A 16199-nucleotide genomic window follows, 5' to 3' on the forward strand; every position below is an offset into this window, starting at 1 on the left:
CGATTCGTACGGATCTGATCCGGATCCAAGCCAACGACACGCCGTCATTAGACCCACTTTTTGTCTATTAACCCGGGTACCGGCCCGCAAAAAGAGCTCCAGCCCACTCCCGACCGAAGTCGAGGCGGGCTGAACTATTGGCTTCAGTCTAACCGTTCCAGGTGTCGGATTCCAGTAAATGCGAGAAGCGCGTGGATGTTCGGGCAAGGCGCTCATCCGAGCGCCCCGTTCGTATGGGTACCGCACTCACGTGACTACTGCGCTCCCGCCTCACAACACCCCGGAAACCCGCGATGTCGGATCCGCAATATCGGCAAAGGAGGCGGCCCGCTGCGCCCGCGCGGCAATATCCGCGGCGCGCTCGGCTCGTTCGGCACGCTCAGCCTCGCGCTGCTGGGCAGCGGCCTGAGCGGTCAGCGTCTCCGGCGGCGCTTCCGGATCCCCACAATCTCCGAGCACACTTTCCGCACTTCCCGCGCCGCTTCCCCCGGAACCCTCCGAACTCCCGGAATTCGCCCGCTGCTGGGCGGCTTCGTGGCGGTCAATAATCATATTGAGGGGCCGATAGTGGTCAATGACCGCCCCGCGATACGCGAAAATATCACCATCTTCGGCGGCCTGAATAATACGTTTATGCGCCTGAGCGGTTTCTAGGAGAAGTTCGTCGACGTCGTCGTTTAAATCGCGCAGCGCAATAGAATGCACCACCCACAGTGCCGTGACCATCTCCAACGCGACCTCGTTATCGAGCGCGGACGTCATCGCAATATGGAACTCAATATCTTCGTGCTGGAAGTTTTCCCCGCGCAGCGCTTTTTCGGTCATCCGCGCCACGATGTCGTGCAGATTATCGTGATGGGTGCCCGACAGCGCCCGCACCACACCTTCCGCCATCCCCAAGTCCAGGTATTCGCGCAGCTGAGCCACGCTCTCCACCGCGCCCGTGCCCGCACCGGCCCGCGCGGAGGAGCGCAGCAGCAAGGATTCAACCAGCGGGGAAAGGGACATATTCGCCACCTGGGTGCCCTTCCCGCGCTGCGAGGTGACAATATCCAGCGCGGCTAGCTTGGACAGCGCCTCGCGCACCGAGGAGCGCGAGACCCCCAGCTCGCGGCACAGCTCCGCTTCGGTGGGGAGCTTCGCGCCGGGTTGCAGGCGTTCTTCAATAATTCGCTGTTTCAAAGCGTCCATGACCAAATCGGCGCGATCCGAGCCGGAACGGGGGTGGCCGCCGGTGACCCGCATAGCGCCCTGCGTGGCATGTGACTGCGCGTCGTCGGGCATCATGACACCTAAGGTATCGGAAAACGGATGTTTTCAAAAGATGTGCGCAGGAATATTGAATAGGGTCACGTTACGCGTGGTCTCGTGCAGGAACGACGACGCCGCACAGCTGCCCACGCACCCATATCTCAGGTTCATCACAAATTGGTCACAGTTTGCTCACAAGCCAGATATCGGGCTTGCACAAAGTTGTCAGACAATCTAGAGTCATAGCTACGCGACGCTAAAGATGGTTGTCGCACGCGAAAAAATAGCGGAAATTCGGCAGTGAATTTCCGGAAGAACTCAAAGGAGAGGACACTTCAATGACACGCATGAAGTGGGGCGCCAAGGCCACGGCCGTGCTGGCCGCTGGTGTGCTGGCGCTGTCCGGCTGCGGTGGCGGTGGATCTGACACCGGCAAGAGCGGTGGAGATGCACCCGAGAAGGCCGCAGTTCCCTCGGGACAGCCGGCAAAGGGTGGCACCATTCGCGCGGCGGCCGCCTACGAATCCAATAACTACCATCCGTCGTCCACCTCGTCCGCGCTGGCAACCGGCGCGAATATGCACGTGGTGGAGGGCCTGTACGAACTGGATTACCACGATTACAAGCCCTACCGCGCCCTGGCGAAGGAAGATGCTCCCACTAAGGTGACCGATACCCAGTACGAAGTTTCGCTGCGTGATGGCGCGAAGTTCTCGGACGGCACCCCGGTGACCACGGACGATGTGGTCAAGTCCTTCGAGCGGTCCACCGCTGAAGGCAATATCTACCTGCCGATGCTGAGCTTCATCGACAACGTGCAGAAGAAGGATGACACGACCGTCACCATCAACCTCAAGCACCCCTTCTCGCTGGTCAAGGAGCGCCTGGCCCTCGTCAAGATCGTTCCCGCCTCGATGAGCGATGATGATCTGACCGCCAAGCCCGTGGGTACCGGCCCGTGGAAGTACGACGAGATCACCAGCGCCCACATCAAGTTCTCCCCGAATGAGAACTACAACGGCCAGTTCCCGGCCACCGCGGAAGCGATGCAGTGGGAGATCCTCAAGGACGACACCGCTCGTACCACCGCTTTCCAGCAGGGCACCGTCGATGTTATCGAAGCTGCCCCGGCCGATGCCGAAGCTCTGATCAAGGGCGCCGGCGGCGTGATCGACGCGGTTCAGGGCTTCAACCTGCCCTTCCTGCTCTTCAACACCAAGAAGGCTCCGCTCGATAACAACAAGGTACGCCAGGCGTTCTTCTACGCCATTGACACCGACAAGCTCATCTCCAACGCCCTCTCGGGCAACGCGAAGGCCGCCAAGTCCTTCCTCCCGGAGAACCACCCGAACTTCCACGAAGCTTCCACGGTCTACACCTACAACCCGGAAAAGGCCAAGGAACTCCTCAAGGAAGCCGGTGTTGAGAACCTCGACATCAAGCTGCTGACCACCGATCATCCGTGGATCACCGCCCTGGCTCCCCAGATCAAGAACGACCTGGCTGCCGTCGGCATCAACGCGACCATCGAATCCCAGGCTTCCTCGGCTCTCTACGCCAATAACCTGGACGTGGACAACCCGACCTTCGATGTCACCCTGGCTCCCGGCGACCCCTCGGTCTTCGGTCAGGACCCCGACCTCCTGCTCAGCTGGTGGTACGGCGATAACACCTGGACCAAGAAGCGCACCCAGTGGGGCGGCTCCGAGAAGTTCAAGGAACTGCATCAGTACATGGACAAGGCCGTCACCCTTGAAGGCGACGCCCAGCAGCAGGAATGGAACAAGGCCTTCGACCTCGTTGCCGAAGAAGTTCCGCTCTACCCGCTCTTCCACCGTCAGATGCTGACCGCGTACTACCCGGACAAGGTCACCAACTTCTCCCCGATTTCGACGACCGGCCTTGATTTCATCAACGCTGGCTCCGCGGCTGGAAAGTAAATAATCCCGTGAATCAGCGCTGACGACACGCGCGGCGCTGACTCAAAGAACACACGGTAATGCGAGGGCCGGGGGTGGTGTAAACCCCACCCCCGGCCCGAGCTTTGCCCAAATACTCCCCTATACTCAACGCGGGGCACCGCAGCCCCGAGGAGATATCGCAGTGAACAACCTTCTCAGACTCATCGGGCGCCGCCTGCTGGTGCTCCCGATCATGGTTCTGGGCGTTGCCTTCCTCGTCTTCTTCCTGATGTCCTTCTCTAAGATCGATCCGGCCTACTCGGCCCTCGGTGAAGGCGCATCCCAGGAAGCCCTGGAAGCCTATCGTGACACCATGGGACTCAATGATCCCTGGCTCGCTCAGTTCTGGAACTTCCTCGTCAACTTCGTGCAGGGTGACCTCGGCACGTACGGCGCCAACCAAGCTTCGGTGGCCGAACGTGTGGGTGAGGCTTTCCCCATCACCATGCAGCTGACCTTCCTCGGCCTTATTATCGCCGTCATTCTCGCGTTCGTCTTCGGTGTCCTCGCCGCGCTCTACCGCGACAAGTGGCCCGACAAGATCATCCGCGTCTTCTCCATCGCCTTCATCGCGACGCCGTCCTTCTGGCTGGCCGTCCTCATGATCCTGGCGTTCTCCGTCAATATGCCTCTGCTTCCGGCATCCGGTGCCCTGCCGCCCTTCGGTGAAGACCCGGCCGGCTGGCTGGCGCGCATGGCGCTGCCGGCTATCGCCCTGGGCGTCCCGGTGGCCGGTTCCCTCACCCGTGTTATTCGTACCTCGATGGTGGAGGAACTGGATAAGGATTACGTGCGTACCGCTATCGGTGCGGGTATCCCCAAGCGCGTGGTGGTGTCCCGCAACGTGCTGCGCAATGCCCTTATCTCCCCGGTGACCGTGCTCGGCCTGCGTATCGGCTACCTCATGGGTGGCGCTGTGGTTATTGAAGTTATCTTCAACCTGCGCGGCATGGGTATGGCCATCCTCGAAGGCGTCCAGCAGAACTACCCCCTCCTGGTGCAGGGCGTGGTCCTCGTGGTGGCCTTGGCCTTCATCGTCGTCAATATTGTGGTTGACATGCTCTATGTGCTGATCAACCCGCGTATCCGGGAGGTCTAAATATGAGGCGTAAACTCACGGAAAAGATGGAACGCCCGGGCGTCCGGTTCAAGCGTTTCCGCAATATGACTCGCGGCGCCCAGCTGTGCGTCGTCGTTCTGGTGCTCATCGCCCTCGCGGCCGTTTTCGCACCCCTTATTTCCCCGCACGATCCGCAGGCCATTGAAGTGGCCCGTCAGGCACCCAACGGTGATTTCCTCTTCGGTACTGACGAAAAGGGTCGTGACATTCTCTCCCGCATGATCTACGGTGCCCGCTACTCGCTGGTCATCGGCTTCGCCGCCACCGCTTTCGCACTCTTCTTCGGTGCGATCTTCGGTGCGCTGGCCGCGGTCTCCCGCAAGTGGATTTCCGAAGTGATCATGCGCTGCATGGACATCATCATGTCCTTCCCCGGCATCGCGCTGGCCGCGGTGTTCGTCTCCGTATTCGGTAATACCCTGCCCGTCATTATTATGGCGATCGGCTTCCTTTACATTCCGCAGATCACCCGCGTGGTGCGCGCGAATGTCATGAGCGAATACGGTGAAGATTACGTGCGCGCGGTCATCGTTTCCGGCGCGCGGGCTCCCTGGATCCTCGTCAAGCACGTGGCGCGCAACTGTATCGCCCCGGTCATGGTGTTCACCACCGTGCTCGTGGCCGATGCGATTGTTTTCGAAGCCTCGCTGTCCTTCATCCAGGCCGGCATCGCCGAACCCACACCCACCTGGGGTAATATCCTCGCCGACGCTCGCGGCGGCGTGCTTCTGGGCCGGTGGTGGCAGGCGCTCTTCCCGGGCCTGGCCATTATGATCACGGTGCTCTGCCTTAACATCCTCTCCGAAGGTCTCACGGACGCCATGGTGGCGGCTCCGAAGGCCGCGGCCGTTCCCGATAACGTGGACGCGAACGCCAAGCGCGAAGAGGACCGCCTCCTCGTGGACCCGGTGGCCGCTTACGCCGCCCAGCACGATGCGCTGGTCCAGCGCCTGGAGGAACTGCGCCAAGCGGAAGAACGCCGCACCGACCGCTTCGAACCCACCTCGCAGGAGGCCCCGGTTATCGAAGTGCGCGACCTGTGCATCAAGTTCCCGCGCCACGGCGATGTCAATGTGGTGGACCACGTGTCCTTCAATGTGCGCGCCGGCGAAACCATGGGCCTCGTGGGTGAATCCGGGTGCGGTAAGTCCATTACCTCCCTGGCGATTATGGGCCTGCTCGATAAGTCCGCCGATATTAGCGGTGAGATCATGTTCAACGGGCAGAACCTCCTCGAACTCACCCCCAAGCAGCACAATGAACTGCGCGGGCATGAGATCGCGATGATCTACCAGGACGCTCTGTCCTCCCTCAATCCCTCCATGCTCATCAAGGCACAGATGAAGCAGCTGACCAGCCGCGGGGGCACCCGCACCGCCGAAGAGCTCCTCGAGCTGGTGGACCTGGATCCCAAGCGGACCCTGGAGTCCTACCCGCACGAACTTTCCGGTGGCCAGCGCCAGCGCGTGCTCATCGCCATGGCGCTCACCCGTGACCCGAAGCTGGTTATCGCGGACGAACCGACCACCGCGCTCGACGTAACCGTCCAGGCCCAGGTGGTGGAGCTTCTCAACCGCCTGCGCAAGGAACTCGGCTTCGCGATGGTCTTCGTGTCCCACGATTTGGCGCTCGTTGCCGAAGTGGCCCACTCGATTACCGTCATGTACGCCGGTCAGGTTGTGGAGCAGGCTTCTACCAAGGAACTGCTCACCGACCCGCACCACGAATACACTCGTGGCCTGCTCGGCTCGGTGCTCTCCATCGAAGCGGGTGCCGGCCGGCTCCACCAGGTGCCCGGCACGGTTCCTTCGCCGCGCGACTTCCCGAAGGGTGATCGTTTCGCCCCGCGGTCCTCGCATCCGACGGTGGGCCTGGACACCCGCCCGATTATGAAACGCGTGGGCGAGACGTGGCACTTCTACGCCGCCCAGCCCGATGCTCCGGATCCGGCCACCACCAACCTGGTGCCCAAGGAATCGGTGGGCGCGCCCAGCCCCGCCGAAACCGCGAACGGCGCCGCAGCTGCTACTGCTGGTGATGCCGCTGGTGGAAGCGCCGGCGCTCCCGCCGGCCCGGATGCCCAGAAGTGACGAAGGAGGAAAGATCATGACTACTCTGGATACCGAAGCTCGTCACGCTGCCGGCGCGCGCGCCGCTGACCGGCCTGCCCTCTCCGATGTGCCGATTATCGAGTTGCGCGACGTCGACGTCACCTTCCGCACCCGTACCGGTTCCATCTTCAATCCGAATAAGGTGCGCGCCGTGCGCGGCGTCAACCTTTCCCTGATGCCCGGCCAGACCATCGGTCTCGTTGGCGAATCCGGTTCCGGTAAGTCGACGACGGCCAATGTGATGTGCGGACTCCAGTCACCCACGGGCGGCCAGGTATTTTTCAAGGGCGAAGAAGTCACGAAACGTACCGCTGCCCAGCGCCGCCATATCGGCCGCGTGGTCTCGGTGGTGTTCCAGGATCCGGCCACGGCGCTCAACTCGCGCATGACGGTGCGTGACCAGCTCCTCGACCCGATGACGGTCCACAAGATCGGCACCCGCGAAGAACGCTACGAGCGCGTCAAGGACCTCATCGGCATGGTGGGCCTGCCTAAATCGGCGCTCGATGCGCTGCCCGGGCAGCTCTCCGGTGGGCAGCGCCAGCGCGTGGCTATTGCCCGTGCGCTGGCCGTGGGCCCGGACGCGATTATCGCGGACGAACCCACCTCGGCCTTGGACGTGTCCGTGCGCGCCCAGATCCTCAACCTGCTCACCGATCTCAAGCGGGATCTGGGGCTGGCGATGGTTTTCATCACCCACGATATTCAGACGGTGCGCTACGTATCGGACAAGATCGCGGTGATGAATCACGGAGAGATCGTGGAATGGGGAGACGCCAAGGACGTGCTCCACAATCCGCAAAATGACTACACGAGAACACTTTTGGCAGCGGCGCCGTCGCTGCTCCATCCGAAATTGGAGGCATAGTCCCATGTCAGATCCTCGTTTCCGCGGCGTTATCCCCCCGACAGTGACGCCGCTGACCGACGAACGCGAACTCGATAAGGAATCCTTCGCGCGCTCACTCAACCGGATGCTCGATGCCGGAGTGCACGGCCTGTTTGTGCTCGGTTCGACTTCCGAAGTGGTCTTCAGCACCGATGCGCGTCGTCGTGAAATCCTCGAAACCGCGGTGGAAGTTGCGAACGGGCGCGTCCCGGTGCTCGCCGGCGTTATCGATATGCAAACCGAGCGCATGATCGAGCACGCGCGCGACGCGCAGTCCATCGGGGTGGACGGCATCGTCGCCACCGCGCCGTTCTACGCGCTGGGTGGGGAAGCGGAAATCGAAGCGAACTTCCGTTACATCCGCGATGCCGTGGACCTGCCGCTTTTCGCGTACGACATCCCGGTGTGCGTGCACAAGAAGCTCTCCATTGACCTGCTCATGCGCCTCGGGAGCGAAGGCGTGCTGACCGGCGTCAAGGATTCTTCTGGCGACGACGTTAACTTCCGCTTCCTGCTGGAGGAGAACAAGGCCGCCGGTAAGCCGCTCAACATCCTGACGGGTCACGAAGTGGTTGTTGATGGCGCCTACATGGGCGGCGCGGACGGCTCCGTTCCGGGCCTGGCCAATGTGGCACCGCGCCCCTACGTGGAGCAGTGGGATGCCGCGCAGGCCGGCGACTGGGCTCGCGTGGCCGAATTGCAGAACGAGCTCGCCCACCTCATGCGCATCGTCATGGTGCCCAAGGGCGTGCAGGGCTTCGCGGGTGGCGTGGGCGCCTTCAAGGCGGCCATGAAGGAACTGGGGGTTATCGCCTCCAACCAGATGCCGCGGCCCGTCAAGGCCCTCGAAGGTGAGAACGTCGAAGCTATTCGCGGCGTGCTCGCCAGCTGCGGGCTGCTCTAAGGAGCACTCATGAAGGTAGCACCGTTCCAGCCCGGGTCTGAGTTCTCGCTGCTCGGGCTGGATATCGGGGGAACCAAAATCGCGGGGGCGGTGGTGACCTTTGCGGCCACCGCCCCGGGCGGTGCCGCGGGCGCGGGCGCCGGTCACGCGGGCGCTGACCGCGCGGCCGGTATCCCGGTCGCGGGTGGAGCGGGCGTGGAGCCCGCCGCGCTCCCGGCCCCGCGCATCTCCCTCGAAGCCAGTATTCCTACCGAAGCGCGGCGCGGCGGAGCGCGCGTGCTGGCGGATATCGCGGATTTCGCGGAACGCCAGATCGAGGCAGCCAGCGCCGCCGGAACGCCGGTGCGCGGAATTGCTATCGCCAGCGCCGGGGTGGTGGACGTGGAGAGCGGATGCATCGCTTCCGCCACGGACACCATGCCCGGCTGGGGCGGTCAGCCCCTCGGCCCCCATCTTGCCGAACGCTGCGGCCTGCCGGTGCGCGTCCTCAATGACGTGCACGGGCACGCACTCGGGGAAGCAACCTACGGGGCGGGCGCCGGCGCGCGTACCGCACTCGTGATCGCGGTGGGAACCGGGCTGGGCGGCGCGGCCGTGATCGACGGGCGCATCCTCTTCGGCGCGCACGGGGTGGCCGGCCACTTCGGCCATATTCACCATCCCTACGCCGCCGGGCTGGTGTGCTCCTGCGGGCGCGATGGCCACGTGGAATCAGTGGCCTCGGGCAGCGGTGCGGCCCGCCTCTACGCCAAGCGCCAGGCCGAAGCCCACGTGGAGGGCGCGAGTTACGCTGCCGCGGCAGCGGCTTCCCTCACCGGGATCGCCGATGTTCCCGAAAGTGCCTACCTGCGGGCCCCGGGCGCGCAGCGCCCCGTCGTCGTACGTGGAGGCCGGGAACTGAAAGCCCTCGTGGACGCGGGCGATATGTTCGCGCGCGAGGTGTTCACGGACGGTGCTTTTGCGCTCGGGCAGACCCTGGGCGGGCTGGCGAATTCTTTCGACCCGGACGTTATTATCCTCTCCGGCTCGCTCGTTCACGTGGGCGAGTTCTGGATGGACGCGCTGCGCGAGGGCTACCGGCGCGATGCCATGGTGGGCACCGCCGCGACCCCGATTGTGGAGGGTAGCCTGGGATCGCAGGCCCCGCTGATCGGCGCGGCCGTTCACTTCTTGCACACCGCGGGCTAGCGCGGCGCACGCTACGGCCGGCCCGGACCGCGCCCCAAGCGCACCGAACCGCATAACTACACCTCTGCATTTCTCGTTATAACTTAGGAGTTACCGTGCATCCGATGATCGAATCTCTCCGCGGGCACCTCGTCGTGTCCTGCCAGGCGTACGTGGGTGAACCGCTGCGCCACCCCGAAACGATGGCGCAGATGGCCCTCGCCGCCGAGCGCGGGGGAGCGGCGGCGATTCGCTGCCAGGGCCTGGCGGATATTTCCGCGATTAAAGGCCAGGTGGAAGTGCCTGTCATCGGCCTGTGGAAAGAGGGCCACGAAGGTGTGTTCATCACCCCGACCCTGCGCCACGCCCGCGCCTGCATCAGCGCCGGCGCCGATATTGTGGCCCTCGATGCCACGTCCCGCCCGCGTCCGGACGGCTTGAGCTTCGCGGAAACCGTGGCTGCTCTTCTGGACGACGGCGCGCTCGTCATGGCGGACTGCGGCTCGATTGAGGATGCCCGGGCGGCGGCCAAGGCCGGCTGCCATATCCTCGGCACCACCCTGGCGGGCTATTCCGGGGATCGCCCGAAGACCGACGGTCCCGATATTGACCTGCTGGCCCAGATGGTCGCGGAATTCCCGGAGATCCCGGTGGTCTGCGAAGGGCGCATCCACACTCCGGAGCAAGCGCGGGCTGTCATGGAAGCTGGCGCCTGGGCGGCCGTCGTCGGAACTGCTATTACGCACCCAACCACGATCACCACGTGGTTCCGCGAGGCCGTCGAAAACTAAAACTTCACCAGGGTCCCGCGCAACCGAAGCGCGGGGCCGCGAGCACTGACCACTGCCGCGTTTCACGTGAAACGCGCCCGGGAAAGGACGAACTCATGCATATCGGAATTTTCGCCACCGCGGAAGAAGCCTCCCGCGAGGGCGCACGCATTATCCAGGATCTTTTCGCGCGTGACGCGCACGCGACGCTCGGGGTGGCCACCGGTTCCACGCCGGATCTCCTCTACGCGGCGCTGCGCGAGGCCCACGCGGCCGGCGAATTTGACCTCTCCGGCGCCAAGGCTTTTGCCCTGGATGAGTACGTGGGGCTGGATCCGGAGCATCCGGAGTCCTACCGCAATGTGCTGCGCCGCAACCTCGTGGGGGACGATAAGACCGGCCTGACCGAGGAGGGCCTCAATACGCCCGATGCGCAGAACCCGGATCCGCAGGCCGCGGCCGCCGACTACGATGCGAAGATCGGCGCGGCCGGGGTGGATCTGCAGATTCTCGGGATTGGCGCGGACGGCCATATCGGCTTCAACGAGCCGGGCGGCTCGCTGGTCTCGCGCACCCACGTGGAGGCGCTGGCCCCGCAAACCATCAAGGATAATGCGCGGTTCTTCGACGGCGACGAAGCGGCCGTCCCCACCCGCTGCATCACCCAGGGCCTGGGCACCATTATGGAAGCGAAGAAGCTGGTGCTTTTCGCTTTCGGTGCGAATAAGGCGGATGCGGTGCGCGAGCTGTGCGAAGGCCCCATCAGCGCCTTCTGGCCCGCCACGATTATCCAGATGCACCCGGATGTCACCGTGCTCCTGGACGAAGCGGCCGCCGCGCAGCTCAAGCTGACGGACCTGTACCGCGCGCGTTGGGAGATGATCTAAGTGTTTTACCTGGGGCGCGTTCTCAACGGGTACGGCCGCGAGGTTGGGTACGGTATTGAGATCGACGACGCCGGTACGCTGGCTCGGCTGCTCACCGCTGAGGAGGCCGCCGCGGTAACCGCGGGGCTGGCGGCGGAACGGGAGTCGCGCGGGATCGAAGCTCGGGCCGCGGAGGCTTTCGGGCTGGGCGCGGATAATCCGCGGGTGCGCCGGGCGCATGTTATTACTCCGGGCCTCGTGGATATTCACTGCCATGGTGGTGGGGGCTTCGCCTTCCCGGATAACTATGCGGAGGAGGAGATCGCGACCGCGATCCGCACTCACCAGCGCGGGGGGACCACGGCGATGTTCGCTTCCCTGGTGTCGCTGGCGGATCCGCTCCCGCAGATCGAGGCGCTGGTGCCGTTCTGCGAGCGTGGAGAGCTGGCCGGTATCCACCTGGAGGGCCCGTATATTTCGCGGGAGAAGTGCGGGGCGCAGAACCCCGAGGTGATCCGCGCGGTGGACGAGGCCGAGCTGCGTTCCTGGCTGGAGGCCGGGCGCGGTTGGATTAAGACGATGACGGTGGCCCCGGAAGCGGAGGGCGCCCAGCGCGCCGCCGAGCTGCTGCTTGAATATGGCGGCAAGCCGTCCTGGGGGCATTCCCACGGGGATGGCGCGGTCACCCGGGCCGAAATCGCGCGCACCCTGGAGATAGCGCGGCGGCACGGGTACACGCCGCTGGCGGTGCTTGGCGATGGCAGCGGGAGCGCCGTCGGGCAGGAAGCCGCACAAACCGTCACGCATCTCTTCAACGCGATGACCGCTTTTACGCACCGGGCTCCCGGCCCGATCCGCGAGTACATTCAGGCGGCGCGCCGCGGTTTCATCAGCGCGGAAGTGATTGCCGACGGCTACCACGTGCATCCCGACCTCGTCGAGGATGTGGTGGCCTACCTCGATGAGCCGGATCTCGGGGCCGCGAGTGCGGCCGAGCTGGGTATTCCCGGGGCCTTCTTCGTTACGGATTCCCTGGCCGCTGCCGGTATGCCTCCCGGGAAGTACACCCTGGGCGGGCTCGCGGTGGAAGTGCGCGACGGCGCCTGCTACCTGGAAGGTACCGATACTTTGGCCGGGGGTGCTTCGGTCCTGGCCGATCAGGTGGCCCTCTTTGCCGGGCGCGGGAAGCTGACGCTCCCGCAGCTGGTGCGGGCCACGGTGGCCGGGCCGGTCTACGCCGGTGGCGCCTGGGATGCTCCCGGTGTCACGGTGGACTTCACCCCGGGCAAGCCGGTCAATCTGGTCGCCTGGAATGAGGCGATGACCCCGCTGGCGGTTGTCCGCGAGGGAGTGGAAATCTCCCACTCCTAGCCTTCGAGTTCCACGCCGAGGAGCACGGGAGTTTCTACGCCGGAACTCCGTGAGGCTCCGGTATGGCATACCTTGGCCGTCTAACGCTGGGATCCGCGGGGTTCCACGCCGGAACTCGCCGATGGTCCACGTTGGAAGCATTCGCGGGTACGGCAGCACCACAAGCCGGGAAGCGTTCACTGCCTCCCTCGGGCAGGATCGGGCGTGTCGATCCTGCCCCTCTCCACGGGGCGCGGGCTCAGGCCCGCGCCCCGCTTTCTTTGCCCGCCTGGGGGTTTGGGAACTTGGAACTTGATTCGCCGGGGACTTTCCGGGCCCCAAAACAAAGTGGTACTGGAGCTACAACGAACTCCCGATTTTCTGTCGTGCAGTACCACTTTGTGCGTTCCGCTGTCGTGGGGTACCACTTTGTTCGGCAGCAGCAGGTGGAAACGGGTTAGCCCCGGCGGTCCGGAAATGAAGTGCGCGTGAGAGCACCGTTTTCATCTGATTTCGTGTTCCTTACGCGCACTTGACGGAGGCCACGGTTCGAAATGCGCACTTTGAGGAGGCGAGAGACCGGGCCGGCTAACAAAATGTACATGGGTGACAGTTTTTCGGCTGTTTAATGTCCGTGGCGTACATTCTGCGGCCCTAACGGTCTGAAATGCACGTTTTGCAGCCTTGACGCTTGAGAATGAGCGACTCCACCCGCCTCGCGCCGGCGGGAGGTGGGGTGTTTTTCCGGGGTGTACTTCGCATGTACGACATCTGCACTACATCTCTGACAACACATGCCCGCTCCGCAGGTGTTCGTGTGACTATTGGGGTTTGTGAAGCCGGTGAGATTCGCGAGGGCCGGTCGGGGTGCGGAAAAGGGGCACGGACCCGTAAGTCCGTGCCCCTTCGCCTCCTCGTGAGCGAGGTACACCGCGCGTCGCGCGATGTGCGCTGCGAATCACCAGGCAAGTACCAGCTCGGGCCGGGCGAGAGTGCATCGCCTAGCCAGGCCGGCCTGCTCCACCTAGCTCAGCTGGAGCATCACCTTGGACGACCCCGTGGACCGGTCATCGGCGGTGGCGAAAGCGGCTGCGGCGTCGTCGATCTTAAATTCGTGCGTGAGCACGGGCGAAACGTCCAATCCGCGCGCCATCGCGTCAATCGCGGCGTCCATGGACTCCGGGTTGAACCGATACGAGCCTCTGTACGTGATTTCGCGGGTGACCAGTTGCCCGAGCACCACGGAGACCGCGCCGGCCGGCAAGTTGCCCACCTGCACCATGGTGCCGCCGCGCACGGTCGCCAGCAAACAATCGCCGATGGCAACGGCCGCGCCGGACGCTTCGATGGTGACGTCCACGTCGGCGGGAAGCTCCTCACCGGCGCTGCGGTTCACGGTGCTGGTAGCGCCCATCGCGCTCGCGATCCGCAGCGATTCCGCGGCCACGTCGGAAGCAATAACCTCGCGCGCGCCCGCGAATTTCACGGCGGCCACGGCCAGCGCCCCGATCGGGCCCACGCCGTTCACCAGCACGCGCTTGCCGGACAGATCCCCGGCCAGGCTCACGGCGTGCATCGCCACCGCGAGAGGTTCGGCGACGGCGCCTTCCTTCGTCGACACGTTCTCCGGCAGCGCACGGAGCTGATCGGGCCGCACCACCCGGTAGGTGGAGAAACCGCCCTGCTCGTGCGGGAAGAAAGCCGCGGATCCGAAGTAGCGAACCTCGGGCCACAGGTTATCTTTGCCGCGGGTGCTTTCCGGGATATCGTGTTCGCCCACGAGGGTCGGCGGGTAGATCGCCACCCGCTGGCCCACCTCAACTCCGGTCACGCCCGCGCCCACCTGGTCCACCACGCCGGCAACTTCGTGCCCGAGGATCAGCGGTTCGCGCATAATCGCGGTCCCGGAAGCACCGTTCTTCCAGTAGGACAGGTCGGAGCCGCAAATGCCGCCCCATTCCATGCGGACCCGCACCTCGCCTGCGCCGGCAACCGGGTCGGGAACCTCGGTGATATGAATCTGCTTGGGGGTATCGGTACGAACTTGTACAGCCTTCATTAGAATGCATCCTCCTTGAGAGTGAGGTCGCGCCCGGTAATTTCGGGCATGAGCCACGCGGTGATATGGGTGACTCCGGTGTAAACAAACATGAGAATCGCGCAGGCGATCCAGGAACCGCCGAAGAGTTGCACCAGGCCAGCGGCGATCAGCGGGCCGAAACCGGCGGTGATCATATTCGGGATTTCCTTGGCGAGCGCCAGCTGCTCGTAGCGGTGCGCGGAGCCGAAGCATTCGGCCATCGTGATGTTTTCCAGGGAGAACATGGCCAGCACGGTGATGTTGTGCAGCACGATGTACCCGATGAAGAAGAGCAGGGTGGGGGTACCGTAATGATCCACCATCTGCCCGTCCACCAGCTCCGGCGCATTGAGTTCACCCAGGAACTGCGGGGAGACCATGAGCAGGAAGCACGGAATAATGAGGAGAATCCCCAGGCCCGTGACCAGGCGGTAGGTGCGCTCGCGGCCGATGCGGTCGCCGATCCAGCCGATAATCGGCACGGTAATGAAGCCGGCCAGCGAGGAGTAGACCACCACGGCGGAGGCCACGTCCTTGGCCACCAGAATCTGGGCGGTCAGGAAGGTAATGAGGTAGGTCTGCACCATGCCGGAATTACCGGACTGGCCGAAGCGCAGCAGGAAGGCCGCCATGAATGCCTTGAACGACTTCGGGGTTTTGGCGAGTTCTTCCACGGCGGCTTCGCGCTGGGCGGCCGCGGTGGCGCGGGCGTCAGCATTGCCGCGGGCGTCAGCAGCACTGGCCTTCGCGGCCTTAGCAGCCGCCTTCCGCTCGGCGCGCGAGGGAAGCGGTTGGTCGTAGGTGGCCACCAGGGCGGCGTCGTCCAAAATCTCCCCGCTGGTAGCCGCCTCGAAAACGGGCGATTCCTTGAGGTGTAGCCGGATGAACACAGCCAGGCCCATGAGTACAACCGAGGCGATGAAGGGGATACGCCAGCCCCACGCGACCACGGTGTCGGTGCCCATGGTGGCGAGCATGATCGCCCAGATCGCGCCGGCGCCCAGGGTGCCGGTATTGGTGCCGAGGGCCACCAGCGAAGAAATAATGCCGCGGCGTTCCCGCGGGGCGTATTCGGCCAGCATCACGGAGGCGCCGGCAATTTCTGCGCCGGCTCCGAAGCCCTGGATGAGGCGCAGAATCACCAGCATAATCGGCGCCCAGATACCCACCACCTGGTAGGTGGGGAGGAAGCCGATGAGGGTGGTGGCCACGCCCATCATGGCGATGGTAATAAAGAGGACTTTGGTGCGGCCGATGCGGTCACCGAGCCGCCCGAAGTACCAGGCGCCCAGCGGGCGGGCCACGTAGCCCACGCCGTAAATAGCCATGGCCCCGAGGATCGCCATGGACTGGTGGCCGGCGGGGAAGAAAATGTCTTTAAAGACGAGCGCGGCGGCCAGGGAGTACAGCTGGAAGTCCATGAATTCCAGAGCTGTTCCGAGCCAGCCGGAAACCGCGGCTTTGACCAGGTCCGAGGTTGAGCGCGTGGGCACCGGGGCGGTTACTGTTCCCGGCGGGTGTTGTTTGGACATGAGGTGCCTTCCACATTCACTTCGTTGTGTTAACTGAGAAGAAGCTGCTTTCCGGGCGGATTGCCGGAGGGATAAGCGAGCTCCGATGACTTCAGTATCGCGGCGGGAATGCGCCGAAATCACGCCCGAGAGACGGCGATATTTCGATATGTCATATGCGGATTTCGAATAGCGATACGCGGGCGGGGTGGGAGCGGG

12 protein-coding genes are annotated in these 16199 nt (G+C 64.1%); 9 read left to right on the forward strand and 3 right to left on the reverse strand.

Annotation, left to right across the window (positions count from 1 at the left end):
* Positions 1–270: 270 nt before the first annotated feature.
* Positions 271–1287 (reverse strand): FadR/GntR family transcriptional regulator, encoded by a 1017-nt coding sequence (locus ACRQFC_RS08140; protein ID WP_284897165.1) that lies wholly within the window; start codon positions 1285–1287, stop codon positions 271–273.
* Between the two features lie 302 nt (positions 1288–1589).
* Between ACRQFC_RS08140 and ACRQFC_RS08145 the strand changes: the two genes are divergently transcribed.
* The 9 genes from ACRQFC_RS08145 to ACRQFC_RS08185 all read left to right on the forward strand — a co-directional run bounded on the left by ACRQFC_RS08145 (position 1590) and on the right by ACRQFC_RS08185 (position 12410).
* On the forward strand, positions 1590–3191 hold the full coding sequence (locus ACRQFC_RS08145; protein ID WP_284889970.1) for an ABC transporter substrate-binding protein: 1602 nt from the start codon (positions 1590–1592) through the stop codon (positions 3189–3191).
* 163 nt (positions 3192–3354) lie between these two features.
* On the forward strand, positions 3355–4311 hold the full coding sequence (locus ACRQFC_RS08150; RefSeq protein WP_087070237.1) for an ABC transporter permease: 957 nt from the start codon (positions 3355–3357) through the stop codon (positions 4309–4311).
* Between the two features lie 2 nt (positions 4312–4313).
* Positions 4314–6422 carry a dipeptide/oligopeptide/nickel ABC transporter permease/ATP-binding protein gene (locus tag ACRQFC_RS08155; protein WP_087070238.1) on the forward strand — a complete coding sequence of 703 codons (2109 nt, stop codon included), beginning with the start codon at positions 4314–4316 and terminating at the stop codon, positions 6420–6422.
* 16 nt (positions 6423–6438) lie between these two features.
* The gene (locus tag ACRQFC_RS08160) at positions 6439–7311 is read left to right on the forward strand and encodes an ABC transporter ATP-binding protein (protein WP_087070239.1); all 873 of its coding nucleotides are present in this window, start codon (positions 6439–6441) and stop codon (positions 7309–7311) included.
* A 4-nt stretch (positions 7312–7315) separates the two neighbouring features.
* A complete protein-coding gene (locus tag ACRQFC_RS08165; protein ID WP_435734663.1) occupies positions 7316–8236 on the forward strand; it encodes a dihydrodipicolinate synthase family protein in 921 nt (306 codons plus the stop codon).
* 9 nt (positions 8237–8245) lie between these two features.
* The gene (locus tag ACRQFC_RS08170) at positions 8246–9424 is read left to right on the forward strand and encodes an ROK family protein (RefSeq protein WP_284897163.1); all 1179 of its coding nucleotides are present in this window, start codon (positions 8246–8248) and stop codon (positions 9422–9424) included.
* 95 nt (positions 9425–9519) lie between these two features.
* Positions 9520–10194, forward strand: a complete 675-nt coding sequence (locus ACRQFC_RS08175; protein ID WP_284889973.1) for an N-acetylmannosamine-6-phosphate 2-epimerase — start codon at positions 9520–9522, stop codon at positions 10192–10194.
* Positions 10195–10289: 95 nt separating this feature from the next.
* A complete protein-coding gene (locus ACRQFC_RS08180; protein ID WP_284897161.1) occupies positions 10290–11060 on the forward strand; it encodes a glucosamine-6-phosphate deaminase in 771 nt (256 codons plus the stop codon).
* Positions 11061–12410, forward strand: a complete 1350-nt coding sequence (locus ACRQFC_RS08185) for an N-acetylglucosamine-6-phosphate deacetylase (protein WP_284897159.1) — start codon at positions 11061–11063, stop codon at positions 12408–12410. It abuts the gene before it with no gap.
* Positions 12411–13413: 1003 nt separating this feature from the next.
* Here the strand turns inward: ACRQFC_RS08185 and ACRQFC_RS08190 are convergent.
* Entirely contained in the window at positions 13414–14448 is a 1035-nt protein-coding gene (locus ACRQFC_RS08190; RefSeq protein WP_087070244.1) for an L-idonate 5-dehydrogenase, read from the reverse strand.
* A complete protein-coding gene (locus tag ACRQFC_RS08195; RefSeq protein ID WP_284897157.1) occupies positions 14448–16001 on the reverse strand; it encodes an MFS transporter in 1554 nt (517 codons plus the stop codon). The genes ACRQFC_RS08190 and ACRQFC_RS08195 overlap by 1 nt, the downstream gene beginning before the upstream one ends.
* Between the last annotated feature and the right edge of the window lie 198 nt (positions 16002–16199).

Origin of the sequence: Actinotignum inguinis, assembly GCF_051265835.1 — a bacterium.
Classification (GTDB): domain Bacteria; phylum Actinomycetota; class Actinomycetes; order Actinomycetales; family Actinomycetaceae; genus Actinotignum; species Actinotignum timonense.